15 protein-coding genes are annotated in these 14,606 nt (G+C 57.2%); 10 read left to right on the forward strand and 5 right to left on the reverse strand.

Features of this window, described 5'->3' with window-relative positions; all coding sequences use genetic code 11:
• Window positions 1-39: 39 nt before the first annotated feature.
• The 7 genes from hmgA to DHN12_RS17490 all read left to right on the forward strand — a co-directional run bounded on the left by hmgA (window position 40) and on the right by DHN12_RS17490 (window position 6,673).
• On the forward strand, window positions 40-1,395 hold the full coding sequence (gene hmgA / locus DHN12_RS17460; RefSeq protein WP_108861330.1) for a homogentisate 1,2-dioxygenase: 1,356 nt from the start codon (window positions 40-42) through the stop codon (window positions 1,393-1,395).
• Window positions 1,396-1,417: 22 nt separating this feature from the next.
• Window positions 1,418-2,674, forward strand: a complete 1,257-nt coding sequence (gene fahA, locus DHN12_RS17465; protein ID WP_108861331.1) for a fumarylacetoacetase — start codon at window positions 1,418-1,420, stop codon at window positions 2,672-2,674.
• A gap of 10 nt (window positions 2,675-2,684) precedes the next feature.
• Window positions 2,685-3,635 carry an MBL fold metallo-hydrolase gene (locus DHN12_RS17470; protein WP_108861332.1) on the forward strand — a complete coding sequence of 317 codons (951 nt, stop codon included), beginning with the start codon at window positions 2,685-2,687 and terminating at the stop codon, window positions 3,633-3,635.
• A 137-nt stretch (window positions 3,636-3,772) separates the two neighbouring features.
• Window positions 3,773-5,383, forward strand: coding sequence for an FAD-dependent oxidoreductase (locus tag DHN12_RS17475; RefSeq protein WP_108861333.1), 1,611 nt, complete (start codon window positions 3,773-3,775; stop codon window positions 5,381-5,383).
• 5 nt (window positions 5,384-5,388) lie between these two features.
• Window positions 5,389-5,586: a DUF2783 domain-containing protein gene (locus tag DHN12_RS17480; protein ID WP_199913527.1), complete on the forward strand. Its 198-nt coding sequence runs from the start codon at window positions 5,389-5,391 to the stop codon at window positions 5,584-5,586.
• A gap of 19 nt (window positions 5,587-5,605) precedes the next feature.
• Window positions 5,606-6,244 (forward strand): maleylacetoacetate isomerase, encoded by a 639-nt coding sequence (maiA, locus tag DHN12_RS17485; protein ID WP_108861390.1) that lies wholly within the window; start codon window positions 5,606-5,608, stop codon window positions 6,242-6,244.
• A gap of 87 nt (window positions 6,245-6,331) precedes the next feature.
• On the forward strand, window positions 6,332-6,673 hold the full coding sequence (locus DHN12_RS17490) for a DOPA 4,5-dioxygenase family protein (protein ID WP_108861335.1): 342 nt from the start codon (window positions 6,332-6,334) through the stop codon (window positions 6,671-6,673).
• On the opposite strand, the gene DHN12_RS17495 is transcribed toward DHN12_RS17490, so the two are convergent.
• Window positions 6,670-8,298 carry an acyl-CoA synthetase gene (locus DHN12_RS17495; RefSeq protein WP_108861336.1) on the reverse strand — a complete coding sequence of 543 codons (1,629 nt, stop codon included), beginning with the start codon at window positions 8,296-8,298 and terminating at the stop codon, window positions 6,670-6,672. The genes DHN12_RS17490 and DHN12_RS17495 overlap by 4 nt on opposite strands.
• Before the next feature lie 218 nt (window positions 8,299-8,516).
• Here DHN12_RS17495 and DHN12_RS17500 point away from each other — a divergent pair, with 218 nt between their 5' ends.
• From DHN12_RS17500 to DHN12_RS17510, 3 genes are all read left to right on the forward strand, one after another.
• Complete coding sequence (locus DHN12_RS17500) at window positions 8,517-9,914, forward strand: aspartate aminotransferase family protein (protein ID WP_108861337.1); 1,398 nt, start codon at window positions 8,517-8,519, stop codon at window positions 9,912-9,914.
• Window positions 9,915-10,077: 163 nt separating this feature from the next.
• Complete coding sequence (locus tag DHN12_RS17505) at window positions 10,078-10,539, forward strand: hypothetical protein (RefSeq protein ID WP_108861338.1); 462 nt, start codon at window positions 10,078-10,080, stop codon at window positions 10,537-10,539.
• 174 nt (window positions 10,540-10,713) lie between these two features.
• On the forward strand, window positions 10,714-11,532 hold the full coding sequence (locus DHN12_RS17510) for a DUF2189 domain-containing protein (protein WP_108861339.1): 819 nt from the start codon (window positions 10,714-10,716) through the stop codon (window positions 11,530-11,532).
• Window positions 11,533-11,664: 132 nt separating this feature from the next.
• On the opposite strand, the gene rplT is transcribed toward DHN12_RS17510, so the two are convergent.
• The 4 genes from rplT to DHN12_RS17530 all read right to left on the reverse strand — a co-directional run bounded on the left by rplT (window position 11,665) and on the right by DHN12_RS17530 (window position 14,430).
• Window positions 11,665-12,030: a 50S ribosomal protein L20 gene (rplT, locus tag DHN12_RS17515; RefSeq protein WP_058279005.1), complete on the reverse strand. Its 366-nt coding sequence runs from the start codon at window positions 12,028-12,030 to the stop codon at window positions 11,665-11,667.
• A 14-nt stretch (window positions 12,031-12,044) separates the two neighbouring features.
• Window positions 12,045-12,245 carry a 50S ribosomal protein L35 gene (gene rpmI / locus DHN12_RS17520; RefSeq protein WP_010443552.1) on the reverse strand — a complete coding sequence of 67 codons (201 nt, stop codon included), beginning with the start codon at window positions 12,243-12,245 and terminating at the stop codon, window positions 12,045-12,047.
• Window positions 12,246-12,427: 182 nt separating this feature from the next.
• Window positions 12,428-13,978, reverse strand: coding sequence for a sodium:alanine symporter family protein (locus DHN12_RS17525; protein WP_108861340.1), 1,551 nt, complete (start codon window positions 13,976-13,978; stop codon window positions 12,428-12,430).
• Between the two features lie 14 nt (window positions 13,979-13,992).
• The gene (locus DHN12_RS17530; RefSeq protein WP_058279007.1) at window positions 13,993-14,430 is read right to left on the reverse strand and encodes a universal stress protein; all 438 of its coding nucleotides are present in this window, start codon (window positions 14,428-14,430) and stop codon (window positions 13,993-13,995) included.
• Window positions 14,431-14,606: the final 176 nt, after the last annotated feature.

Genomic DNA, 14,606 nt, shown 5'->3' on the forward strand with positions numbered 1-14,606 from the left:
CAACTATTACTCGACAAGCAGCAATTGGAGGAACACAGGATGAACCATCCGACGGATCCGCACAAAATGACGCAAGCCGGCACGCCCGTTGGCACGCATGCGGGTTATATGCCCGGCTTTGGAAACGACTTTGAAACCGAGGTCCTTCCCGGCGCGCTGCCGCAGGGCATGAACAGCCCGCAGCGTTGCAATTACGGCCTTTATGGTGAACAGCTTAGCGGCACGGCCTTTACAGCCAATCCGCCCGAGCGCACGTGGTGCTATCGCATTCACCCGTCGGTCAAGCATTCGCACCGTTATGAAAAAATCGACCTGCCACATTGGAAATCCGCGCCCTGCGTTGACCCAGACGTGATCAGCCTTGGCCAATACCGCTGGGACGCAGTGCCTCATTCCGATGAGGGGCTGACATGGCTCACCGGTATGCGCACCATGACAACGGCGGGGGATGTGAACACGCAGGTGGGCATGGCCAGCCACATCTATCTGGTCACCGACTCTATGGAGGATGACTATTTCTTCTCGGCCGATTCCGAGATGTTGGTGGTGCCACAGGAAGGTCGCCTGCGGTTCGCGACTGAACTCGGAATCATTGATCTGGAACCCAAGGAAATCGCCATTCTCCCCCGTGGCCTCGTGTACCGTGTCGAGGTGCTGGAAGGCCCGGCGCGCGGATTTGTCTGCGAGAACTACGGCCAGAAGTTCGAATTGCCCGGCCGCGGTCCAATTGGGGCTAATTGCATGGCCAATCCACGCGATTTCAAGGCTCCGGTGGCGGCGTTTGAAGACCGCGAGGTGCCTTCGACCGTGACGGTCAAATGGTGCGGGCAGTTCCATACCACAAAGATCGGCCAAAGCCCGCTGGACGTGGTGGCGTGGCACGGGAACTACGCGCCCTACAAATATGACCTGCGCACCTACTGTCCGGTCGGTGCAATTCTATTCGACCATCCCGATCCGTCGATCTTTACTGTCCTCACCGCGCCCTCGGGGCAACCGGGCACGGCAAACATCGATTTTGTCCTGTTTCGAGAACGCTGGATGGTGGCCGAGGATACGTTCCGCCCGCCCTGGTATCACAAGAACATCATGTCCGAGTTGATGGGCAACATTTACGGCCAGTACGACGCCAAACCGCAGGGGTTTGTTCCGGGCGGCATGAGTCTGCACAACATGATGCTGCCGCATGGGCCGGATCGGGAAGCGTTTGAAAAAGCATCAAACGCGAACCTCGGGCCAGACAAGCTGGACAACACGATGTCCTTCATGTTCGAAACCCGTTTCCCGCAGCATCTGACACCATTTGCAGCCAACGAAGCCCCGTTGCAGGATGACTACATCGACTGCTGGACGTCGCTTGAGAAAAAGTTCGACGGCTCACCGGGCAAAAAGTGACACCCTAAAGAGGTCTGAATACATGTCATTAATGAAATCCTGGGTGGCCTCGGCCAATGAGGCCGATCACCCGTTTCCCCTGAACAACTTGCCGTACGGCGTTTTCTCGACCGAAGGCAGTGATCCGCGTTGCGGCGTGGCGATTGGCGACATGATTCTGGACGTCACCGCAGCCGAGGCAGGGGGCCTGATCGAACTGGCCGACGAGCCGCTCTTTGACCTGCCCTTCTGGAACCCGTTGATGGAGGAAGGTCCTGCCGTCTGGGCTGCATTGCGCAACCGCCTGACCGCATTGTTGGCCGAAGGCGCCGAGGAACAGGCGCAGGTTGAACCGTTGCTTATTGCTCAGATCGACGCCGAAATGCACATGCCTTTTGCGGTCAGCGAATACACCGATTTCTATGCCGGACGTCACCACGCGCAAAACGTTGGCACCATGTTCCGCGGACCGGAAAATGCCCTTCCGCCGAACTGGTTGCATATCCCCATCGGGTATAACGGCCGGGCTTCTTCCGTTGTCGTGTCGGGCACCGATATCCGTCGGCCTTGGGGTCAGCTCAAGTCGCCCGATCATGACATGCCAGCTTTTCTGCCCAGCCGTCGTTTTGACATCGAGCTTGAGATGGGCGCGATTGTAGGTGCACCCTCGGACGGACCCATCTCGGTTCAGGAGGCCGACGACAACATCTTTGGCTATGTTCTGCTGAACGATTGGTCCGCACGCGACATTCAGGCCTGGGAGTATCAACCCTTGGGGCCGTTTCAGGCCAAAGCCACAGCCACTTCGATCAGCCCGTGGATTGTTACAAAGGCGGCGCTGGAACCATTCCGCTGCGACACGCCTGCGCGTGAATTCGAGTTATTGGATCACATCAAAGACTGCGGTCCGATGCTGTATGACATTGATCTTGAGGTCACGATGGAGCCCGACGGCAAGGACGCCACAGTCATTGCTCGGACGAACTACAACGAAATGTACTACTCGGCCGCCCAACAACTGGCACACCATTCGACCTCGGGCTGCCCGATGAACACGGGCGACCTGCTTGGGTCTGGCACGATTTCCGGTCCAACAAAACCAGAGCGGGGCTCGCTGCTGGAACTCAGCTGGGGTGGAAAGGAACCGCTGACGCTGGATACCGGCGAAACCCGCACTTTTATCGAGGACGGTGACACACTGACCCTGACAGGTGCTGCCAAAGGCAAAGGCTACATCATCGGGTTTGGCGACTGTGTTGGGACCCTGCTGCCCGCCCTTGAAAACCCATACACCCGATAAGGAACTCATCATGGCCAAGGCATTCGCGTCCCAGGGGGACATGTCGGAAAAGAAGATCTCTTTCACCGAGGTCGGCGAGGGCCTGTTTGCCTTCACCGCCGAAGGCGATCCGAATTCCGGCGTCATCATCGGCGATGACAGCGTCATGATTGTCGAGGCGCAGGCGACTCCGCGCCTGGCCAACAAGGTGATCGAATGCGTGCGATCCGTGACCGACAAACCGATCACGCATGTTGCGCTGACCCATTACCACGCAGTCCGCGTATTGGGGGCCAGCGCCTTTGGTGCGCAACAGATCCTCATGTCCGATATGGCGCGCGCCATGGTCGTTGAACGCGGGCAAGAGGACTGGGACAGTGAGTTTCAGCGTTTCCCCCGCCTGTTTGAAGGTCATGAAAGCATCCCCGGCCTGACCTGGCCCACCACCACATTCAGCGACACGATGACGGTCTATCTGGGCAATCGCCGGGTCGATCTTATGCATTTGGGCCGCGCCCACACCGCAGGTGATATCGTCATTCACGTACCCGACCAAAACGTCATGTTCACCGGTGACATCGTCGAATACCACTCGGCCTGCTATTGCGGCGACGGGCATTTCGGCGATTGGGGTGATACGCTGGATGAAATCAAGTGGTTCGACGTCGATGCCATCGCACCAGGTCGCGGAAATGCCCTGGTCGGCAAGGACATGGTCAATGCAGCGATCGAAAACACCCGTGACTTTGTCGAAAGCACCTATCGCCCTGCTGCGAAAGTGGCGGCACGCGGTGGATCTCTGAAAGAGACATGGGATGCAGTGCGCGCAGAGTGCGATCCGAAATTCGCCGATTACGCGATCTACGAACATTGCCTGCCCTTCAATGTCGCCCGCGCCTACGACGAAGCGCGCGGTATCGACACGCCCCGTATCTGGACCGCCCAGCGCGACTTGGAGATGTGGGAGGCCCTGCAGGGCTGAAGTAGACGGGCAAACTTGATCCAGATCGTTTTGCACAGGGGAAATAAGTGGAATCATAGGGCAAGGCCTTCTGGCGCACATGTGCCAGAGGGCGGGATCTAGTGCGCCCACGGCGCCTGAGTATCGGGGGAGAGCCCATGAACAAGATTTTCGAAGTTCCACTCTATGCCTATCAACGCAGCCCGGATCAGGACACGGCAAGCTCGGTACGACACAAGGTTATCGTGATTGGTGCCGGCCCGGTTGGGTTGGCCGCAGCCATTGACCTGGCCCAGAAAGGGGTCCCTGTCGTCGTGCTGGACGACAATGACAAGGTTAGCTTTGGTAGCCGCGCGATCTGCTTTTCACAGCGCTCTCTGGAAATCGCCGACCGTCTGGGCGCCGGGGGTAAGTTGGTCGATAAAGGCGTGCTGTGGGATGCCGGCAAAGTCTTTTTTGACAACCGTCAGGTCTATGAGTTTCACCTGCAACCCGACGCGGGCTATGCGCACCCCGCCTTCATCAATCTGCAACAATACTATTTTGAAAAAGCGCTTGTTGAACGGGTACGGGAATTGCAGGCCGATGGCGCGCCGATTGAAATTCGCGGCCAGAACAAGGTCGAAGCCGTCGGTACGCACAACGATCACGTCAAGCTTGAAGTCGAAACTCCCGAAGGCCCCTATAACGTTGAGGCGGATTGGCTGATTGCCTGTGACGGTGCAAACTCGCCTACCCGCCGCATGCTCGGCCTGGATTTCGAAGGCCGCGTATTCGAAGACAACTTTCTGATCGCTGACGTGGTGATGCAGGCGGACTTCCCGACCGAACGCTGGTTCTGGTTCGACCCGCCGTTCAATCGCGGACAGTCTGCCCTACTGCACAAACAACCCGACAACGTGTGGCGGATCGACCTGCAACTGGGCAGGGACATCGACCCCGAGCAGGAAAAACAACCTGAAAACGTGATCCCCCGGCTCAAGGCGATGCTGGGCGAAGAGATCAATTTCGAACTTGAATGGGTCTCGATCTACACGTTCCAATGCCGTCGGATGGAGCGGTTCCGTCATGGTCGCGTTTTGTTTGCGGGCGACAGCGCTCATCAGGTCAGCCCCTTTGGCGCGCGCGGGGCCAACTCTGGTCTGCAGGACACAGACAACCTGTGCTGGAAACTAAAGATGGTTATAGACGGCGAAGCCCCCGAGCTTTTGCTGGAAAGCTATAACCGCGAACGGGTCGAAGCCGCGGATGAGAACATTCGCATGTCCACCCTATCGACGGAATTTATCACGCCCAAATCCGATATGTCGCGTCTTTTGCGGGATGCGGTTTTGGACCTCAGCGAGCACTACGCATTTGCGCGCCCGCTGGTCAATTCCGGCCGGTTGAGCACACCATGCGCATATTCCGGATCATCGCTAAGTTCTGCGGATGCTCTGACCGGGCCAGAGATCACGCGCCCCGGTTCCGCCTGCCCGGACGCGCCTTTGGGCGAGGAATTTCTGCTGCCCAAGTTGGCCGGGAAATTCACTTTGTTGACTATAGATGCGGATGCTCCTGACAGTCTAGAAGAAGGCGGCGTTACGGCCACGCGACTGGCTCTCTCGGTCAAGGATGACCTGACTTTGGAGTTGAAGCGCAGGTATCTGGGCGATGCCCCGGGTGCGGTTTATCTGATCCGACCTGACCAGCACGTCGCCGCGCGCCGCGACACGTTCGAAGAAAACGCATTCCGGCAGGCGATCCGCCGGGCAACAGGTAAGGAGTGAGCGAAATGACCGATCTGATCCTTTCCCCCAATCTGGAAAATGCCGACGGTTTCTATGCCGATCTGGTGGCGGCGCATGATGGGCTGGTCAAAGCCGACAGTGACGCCCTGAATGCACGTCTGGTTCTGGTCCTGGCCAATCACATTGGGAACGCAAATGTATTGTCTAGCGCCCTGATAGCCGCCACGCTGAAGGACACCTGACGAACTGAGGAGATCGATGATGAGCGGCGTGGTGCTGTATGACTTTTGGCGGTCTTCGGCCAGTTACAGGGTGCGCATCGCACTGAACCTGGCTGGGATCAGCTATCGCGCCGCTTCAATTGATCTGGCAGCGGGCGAACAAAGGTCCGGCAACCACTTGGCGCGTAATCCACAAGAGTTGGTCCCCGTGCTCGAGATTGACGGGCTGCGGTTGACGCAATCTCTGGCTATTATCGACTATCTTGACCAAACGCGCGGCCTTGGACTGTTGCCTCCGGAACCGGCGGCCCGGGCGCATGCGCTGGCTTTGGCGCAATCCATCGCGGTTGATGTGCATCCGGTCTGCAACTTGTCCGTCGCGCAGTATGCGGCCGCGCTGAGTGATGGTGCTGACGGGATGCCCGGCAACTGGATGCGCCATTTCATTCGCCCTGGCCTACTGGCTTTTGAGGCGCTTCTCGAGGGTTTCGAACAAGCGCCCTATTGCACCGGGACCAAGCCCGGACTGGCCGATGTTTGTCTGGTCCCGCAAATGTATAATGCGCGCCGTTGGGACGTGGAGCTATCGGACTTGCCGCGGAGTCTAGGCGCCGAGGCCGCTTGTGCCGAAAATCCCGCCTTTGCCGCAGCCCACCCAGATCTCCACGCACCCGATTGACCTGGCGCACAGAGCCTGTGTGACGGCGCAAGTGGCAATACCATTTGCAGCGCCGTACCTTGTTCGAAACGTATGCAAGAGGTCCCAATGTCAGAGATCACCGGCTATCACGCCCATGTCTATTACGACGCAAATACGCTAGCCATTGCCCGGCAGGTCTGTGAAGAGGTCGCCGGCCTGTTTCCTGTTCAGATGGGGCGCATGCATGCCAAAAATGTAGGCCCCCACCCACGATGGAGCTGCCAGCTGGGCTTTGGCCCGGACGCGTTCGATCAAGTCATGCCTTGGCTAATGCTGAACCGACAGGGCCTGACCATCTTCACCCACCCAGAAACCGGAGATCACCTGGCGGACCACCGGGACCGGGCGATCTGGATGGGCGAAATGTTGGATCTGGACCTGTCGATCTTTGACAGGATCGGCGTTTAGGTCAGCGCCCGCGCCTGATCCCGCAGTTTGAATTTTTGTATCTTTCCGGTCGAGGTTTTGGGCAAAGGTCCGAACACTACCGTCTTTGGTGCTTTGAAATGGGCCATATTATCGCGGCAGAATGCGATGATATCAGCCTCATTCGCCTGCGCGTTTGGCTTAAGTTCGATGAACGCACAGGGTGTTTCACCCCACTTGTCGTCCGGGCGCGCGACCACGGCTGCCTCCATAACGGCCGGGTGTTTGTAAAGGATATCCTCAACCTCGACCGACGAAATATTCTCGCCACCTGAAATGATGATGTCCTTGGACCGGTCCTTAAGCGCGATGTAGCCGTCCGGATGCATCACCCCCAGATCACCCGAGGCAAACCATCCACCCCGGAACGCCTTGTCCGTGGCGTCGGCGTTCTTCAGATAGCCTTTCATGACGACGTTGCCCTGCATGAAAATCTCACCCATCGTCTCGCCATCAGAGGGCACAGGTTCCAGCGTGTCCGGATCCGCAACCATCAGCCCCGACAGAGCCGTATAGCGCACACCCTGACGGATCTTCAGCGCGGCGCGGTCTTCGGCCCCCTTGTCGTTCCACTCGTCTTTCCAGGCGCAGACAACTGACGGACCATAAGTCTCAGTCAATCCATAGACATGGGTAACCTCGACGCCCATGTTTTCCATACTTTCGATCACCGCGGCGGGCGGCGGCGCGCCAGCGGTCATCACCTTGATCTCATGATCGAAATCCTTGAGGTGGTCGGGCGCATTGGCCAGCATGTTAAGAACAATCGGTGCTCCGCAGAAATGTGTTACTTTCTCATCCCGGAATGCGGCATAAATCGGTTCGTCCCGCACGGCCCGCAGACAGACCGAAACACCCGCATTCGCGGCCATCGCCCAAGGAAAACACCAGCCGTTGCAGTGGAACATTGGCAGGGTCCACAAATAGACCGAATGCTTTGGCATGTTCCAGTCCAGCAGGTCCGACTGCGCGTTCAGCGCAGCGCCCCGGTGGTGATACACGACGCCCTTGGGATTGCCTGTTGTCCCCGAGGTATAGTTCAACGTGATCGCGTCCCACTCATCTTTGGGTAAGGACCAGTTGAATTCAGGGTCGCCCTCGGCCAGTAAGGCGTCATAGGTCAGGACGCCGAGCTTCTCACCACCGTCAAAGCTCGGGTCCTCGATATCGACGATCAGTACATCGTGATCCACCTGTTTCAGCGCCTCTTTGACCACGCCTGAGAACTCGGGATCGACCAGAAGGACTTTGGATTCCGCGTGATTCAGAATGAAGGCAATGATCGGTGCGTCCAATCGAGTGTTGATGGCATTCAGAACAGCACCTGCCATCGGCACGCCAAAATGCGCCTCATACATTTCCGGAATGTTGGCCGCGATGACTGAAACCGTGTCGCCCGTGCTGATTCCGCGGGCGGACAATGCGCCTGCCAGCCGGCGGCAGCGGGCATAGGTTTCAGCCCATGTATAGCGACGCGCGCCGTAAACCACGGAAGGATAATCCGGGTAAATGTGCGCTGTCCGCTCGATAAAACTCAGCGGTGACAACGGCGTATAGTTTGCCCGGCATTTGTCCAAATGACGCTCGTAGATGCTGGCTTGTGTCATTTGCTGACCCTCCCTCTGCGGTTCTGGCGAATTGAGCACAAAGTCGTTCCTCTGACAAACCCGTAAAAATACGGCGTGGCCATGGACTGGATTTACGGGATGGTGCAATCTGGCCCTATCTCCGACAGAGCTTTCGCGGTGATCTGAGCCATCGAAAACACAAAGCCGGGACGGCCCTTTTCGCCGCCCGCGCCCCAGCCATTCTGAAAGGACATGTCATGGACGGCACGTTCAACGAAAACGATCTCTCGCACGTGGTCGAAGCCGACCGCGCCCATATCTGGCACCACCTGCTGCAGCATAAGCCATTGGAAAGCAACGATCCGAAGATCATTGTCGAAGGCAAAGGCATGCGTGTCTGGGACCAGAACGGCAAAGAGCATCTGGATGCCGTGTCCGGTGGCGTCTGGACCGTTAACGTCGGCTATGGCCGCGAATCGATCTGTAAGGCGGTTCACGACCAGCTGATGAAGCTGTGCTATTTCGCAAATACCGCAGGGTCTATCCCCGGTTCGATCTTTGCTGAAAAACTGATCAGCAAAATGCCGGGCATGAGCCGCGTTTATTACACCAACTCCGGTTCCGAAGCGAACGAGAAGGCGTTCAAGATGGTTCGCCAGATCGCGCACAAGCGCTATGGCGGCAAAAAAACCAAGATCCTGTACCGTGACCGCGACTATCACGGCTCGACCCTGGCAACCATGTCTGCTGGCGGCCAGGACGAGCGTACGGCGCAGTACGGTCCGTTCGCACCAGACTTTGTCCGCGTTCCGCATTGCATGGAATACCGCAAGCACGAGCTGGGCTTGGAAGAGCTGTCCGGCGAGGCATTCGGCAAAGCAGCCGCGGACGCCATCGAAGAGGTGATCCTGCGCGAAGGCCCCGAAACCGTTGGTGCGCTGTGCCTTGAGCCTGTGACCGCCGGTGGTGGCGTGATTGAAGCGCCCGAAGGTTACTGGGAACGCGTGCAGGAAATCTGCAAAAAGTACGACATCCTGCTGCATATCGACGAAGTCGTCTGCGGCGTCGGTCGTACCGGCACCTGGTTCGGCTATCAGCAATACGGCATCAAGCCTGACTTCGTGACCATGGCCAAAGGCGTTGCCTCGGGCTATGCGGCGATTGCCGTGATGGTTACCACCGAAGAAGTCTTTGACATGTTTAAAGACGACATGTCGGATCCGATGAGCTATTTCCGCGACATCTCGACCTTTGGTGGCTGCACCGCCGGGCCAGCTGCTGCAATCGAAAACATGCGCATCATCGAAGACGAGAACCTACTGCAGAACTGCATTGATATGGGCGACCGGATGTTGGGCAACCTGCAGGCGCTGATGGATAAGCACGAAGTTATCGGCGACGTGCGCGGCAAGGGTCTGTTCCTGGGTGCCGAACTGGTTTCCGACCGGGCCACCAAAGAGCCCATGGACGAGAAAAAGGTTCAGGCGGTTGTTGCCGACTGTATGGCGCAGGGCGTCATCATCGGGGCCACCAACCGTTCGATCCCCAGCCGCAACAACACGCTGTGCTTCTCGCCTGCACTGATTGCAACCGCAGACGACATCGACCAGATCACTGATGCGGTCGACGGCGCACTGGGTCGTGTGTTCGGCTGAACCTAACTGGAATATATCTGCCACGACTCATGCAATCACGGCAGATGGACTTAGACCGGCGCGCCCACCGCGCCGGTTTTTTTGTGTTTACACACACGGGTTTGTCAAAAGCGCCAACTCAAGTACCTTGTGGCTATCACACCCCTTGCAGGAGACGTGTCCAATGGTACTCAAGCTCATCCGAAGCCTCGCGGCCGTGGCCATCCTTGCGGTTGCCACCGCTTCCAGCGCCAATGAAGGCAGCGGCTTTCCCCAGATCGTCGGCACCTGGCACGGCACCTATCTGGTGGCTTTCGCCAAGTCGAACCCAAACCACGGGAAAGGCCTGCTAAAAACCGAGATGGAACTGGAGGTCACCAAACTGGACGGCAACCTAATCACCGCCACCAACCGCTGGCGGCGCATCGGGGACAAAGATTGGATCGTCGAAGAAGCAATGGGCACTTTCAGCCTGGACGATCCCACTCGCTTTGTTCTGGCCGAGGCTGGGATTTCGGGCGAAGACGTCTCGGCGGGGATTTTCAACGGAGTCTACCTGGATGACGTGATCATGATCACCTATGCCGGTCCGGGAACCGGCGTGGCGTTTGCAGCGCAGTTGGTGAAGAAAGACCCAAGCAAATAGACTTATGGCTCCGCCAAATTCAGCGAAACACGCCAGCCAAAGTTTGGCCGCCATCCTATCTCTTGCCGTTATGCCGCCACTGATGCAGACTTGAAACAGGAAGGATGTCTGCTTCACCGCTTAGCAAGTTGGCAGACCACCCAGCGCGACACCATTCTTTGAGAGGAGTGTGTCATGGCATCCAAAACTACAGGGTCCACACCACCGGACAACCTGACACCGCAACAAGCGGCTATGCCCCAAATCAATAGGGTAACGACAAGTGATATCACCGCATCGCTGAAGGCAGGGTTTTCCGACTTTCTGGCGCGCCCCTTCATGAGCGGCTTCTTCGGCCTGTTCTATGCAGTTTTCGGAATCCTGATGGTTTGGAGTCTGGTCTGGCTCGGCAAGATCTGGATGATCATTCCCGCCATTGTTGGTTTTCCTCTGGTCGCACCTTTCGCTGCCGCTGGGCTTTATGAAATGTCCCGTCGGTTGCAGAACGGAGAAAGGTTCGGCTGGTCAGAAATCCTGACCGTGATGGCCAATCAACGCAAACGCGAAATGGGCTGGATGGCCTTTGTCACCCTGTTCATTTTCTGGGTTTGGATTTACCAGATCCGGCTTTGGCTGGCGATCACCCTGCAAAACGCATCCTTTTCGGATTTTGAAGGGTTCTTGAATATCGTATTCTTCACACTTCAGGGCTGGACCTTCCTTGCCATTGGCACCTGCGTCGGCGCATTTTTGTCGGCCGTACTATTCTCGGTGACCGTCGTTGCCATGCCCATGCTGCTCGACCGGGAAACCAATTTTGTTTCGGCCATGCTGACTTCTTTGCGCGTCGTCGCGGAAAGCCCGGGTGTCATGCTCACTTGGGCCGCGATCATCTCAGTTACCATGCTGTTGTCGCTGGTTCCGGCGTTTCTGGGCCTGATCTTTACCTTGCCGATCCTTGGCCACACCACATGGCATCTTTATCAACGGGCGGTACCGCCAGTGCGGGAGTGATCCGTCGGAGTATCACCATAGCCATTGTGCGCTTTTAATTGTCGAAGTGTTGCTGAGTTCGCTTTCGGCTATCAATCAAAAAAGGCCGCCCCAAATGGGACGGCCCTACATTCACTGTCTCTCGAAAGAGGATCAGGCAGCCAGAGCAGCCTGAGCTTGGGCGACGATCGTGCCGAACGCTTCCGGTTCGTGCACGGCCAGGTCGGCCAGAACTTTGCGGTCCACTTCGATACCGGCCAGGGTCAGGCCGTTGATGAAGCGGGAATATGTCAGTGCTTCGTCATGCGAACGAACAGCAGCGTTGATACGCTGGATCCACAGCGCGCGGAAGTTGCGCTTGCGGTTTTTACGGTCGCGGGTTGCATACTGGTTCGCCTTGTCGACGGCCTGACGGGCAACCTTGAAAGTGCTCTTGCGGCGGCCATAGTAACCTTTGGCGGCCTTGATAACCTTCTTGTGACGGGCGTGAGTTACGGTTCCACCTTTAACGCGGGACATCTCTTAATCTCCTCTTAGCGGTCGTAGGGCATGTAGCCCTTGACGATCTTGGCGTCGGGGGCGGACAGGGTGGTGTTGCCACGGGCGTCGCGGATGAATTTCTTGGTCCGCTTGATCATGCCGTGACGTTTGCCGGCCTGGCCAGCAAGGACCTTACCGGTCGCAGTCACCTTAAAGCGCTTTTTGGCGCTCGACTTTGTCTTCATCTTAGGCATTTCCGTCTCCTTTCGGGGTTCGGTACTAAACGCGACTCGGCATGCCACATTGGCCGGTCACGCGATCAGAAGCGCCGTTTACGCAAGTTCGACCATACTGGCAAGGGGATTTAGACCAGAATCTGCGCTTTTTACAGGCTGATCAGGCACCGGGGCGACCAAGGCCGCCCCGGTGGTTTGAGTTAATGCTCAAATTTGCGGATTTCGCCAGTCTTCAGTCGGCTCGCATAGCTGGCCAGTTCTTCACGCACCACCTTCATCAGGAAGTAGAGCGCAAACACGTTCACGACCGCCATCGCAAAGATTGCCGCATCCGAGAAGTCGATGACAGGGCCAAGATTGGCCGCCGCGCCGATAACAACGAAGATGCAGAAGATGACCTTGAACACCAGCTCCTTGGCGTGGCCTTCCCCGAACAGATAAGTCCAGGCCTTGAGGCCATAGTAGGACCAGCTGATCATGGTTGAGAAGGCAAACAAGACCACCGCAATCGCCAGTACATATGGGAACCAGCTGAAGGCACTACCAAAGGCTGCCGAGGTCAGGCTGACGCCCGAGTTGCCATCAACAGTCGCAATAGCATTGCCCGCTTCGTTCAGCATGTAATTGCCGGTTTCCGGATCGACGATCAGCTGCTGGGTGATGATGATCACCAGCGCAGTCATCGTACAGATCACGACCGTATCGATGAACGGCTCAAGCAACGAGACGAACCCTTCGGTGATCGGCTCTTTGGTCCGCACCGCCGAGTGTGCGATCGCTGCAGAACCCACGCCCGCTTCGTTCGAGAACGCAGCACGACGGAAGCCTTGGATCAGCGCCCCGACCATACCACCAGCGACGCCGAGGCCGGTGAAGGCACCTGCGAAAATCTGGCCGAACGCCCAGCCGATTTGATCAGCATTCATGATGATGATCACCAACGCAGCAGCCACATACAGGATGCCCATGAATGGAACGACCTTTTCGGTCACCCGTGCGATGGATTTCAGTCCACCCACAATGACAAGGAACACGATGATTGCAAAGACAACCCCTGTGATCCATCCGGGATAGTCGCCCGTGATACCCGCGATCTGTTGATGCGCCTGATTGGCCTGGAACATATTGCCCCCGCCCAGCGCGCCCAGAATACAGAAGATCGAGAACAGGACGGCCAGAATCTTGCCTCCAGGCAAGCCAAGCTCGTCAAAGCCCTTGGACATATAATACATCGGGCCACCGGAAACGGTGCCATCCTCGTATTCGTTGCGGTATTTCACGCCCAACGTACATTCGGTGAATTTCGACGCCATGCCCAGAAGGCCCGCGACAATCATCCAGAAGGTGGCACCCGGTCCGCCAATGCCGACAGCAACCGCCACACCGGCGATGTTTCCTAGGCCAACCGTACCCGACAGCGCCGTGGCCAGAGCCTGAAAGTGGCTGACCTCACCCGCATCGTTGGGGTCGGAGTAGTCACCTTTGACAAGGCTGATCGCATGGCCAAAGAACCTGAGCTGTACAAAGGCAAAGTACAGCGTAAAGACAGTCGCCGCGACAACCAACCAACCCACGATCCACGGGAAACTGGTTCCCGGGAACGGCGCAAAGATAAAGCTGACAAATGGCCCGGTGAAATCGGCAAATGCCTGATTGATCTTGTCGTCCAGTCCAGGCGCGTCTTGCGCCATTGCCGGTGCGGCGATCACGGCGGCGATTACAGCCAGCCAGAGATGTTTCAACATAGTCATTCTCATCCCTCCCGTCAGTTCACAACAGTGACTGGCACATCGGCGTGCATGACCAGATTTTGGGTCGAGCTGCCAAACAAGCGTTTCTTGAACCCATCGGCCGAGGCGCGCCCGACGATGATCTGCGAACCGCCATTCTCGACGGTGATTGCGTTCAGAGTTTCAGCCACGTCGCCATGACGCACGATGCCCTGCACTGTGTAACCATCTGCGGTCAGGGCTTCGACAGCCGGGGTAACAATCCGGTTCGTCGCAAGTTCGATTTCTTCTTCTCGCCGCTTGTGCCGCAATGCGTTCTCTTCAGGGGTCTGAAAAGTAAATGGGGACCATTCGATGACATAAACAACCAGCAATTCACACGTACCAATTCGGCCAGCCAGATCTTTGGCAAAGGCGATGGCGTGTTCTCCGGTTTCTGTCCCGTCCAGTCCAATGACAATTTTCGTTGTCATAACGTTCCTCCAATAATTTTGGTTATGCCGGGACCCGTGTACCCGGCAGGGCGGCCGGAACCTGGAACTTATTAAGTGGACCGCCCATGCGCCCGAGTATCCCGGAAAAACCCTCAAAAACAGAGAGTTATCTTCCAAACACATCCGTTATTTCGGCATATCATTGAAATCAATAT

The organism is Ruegeria sp. Alg231-54 (genome assembly GCF_900143525.1).
Lineage (GTDB): Bacteria > Pseudomonadota > Alphaproteobacteria > Rhodobacterales > Rhodobacteraceae > Ruegeria.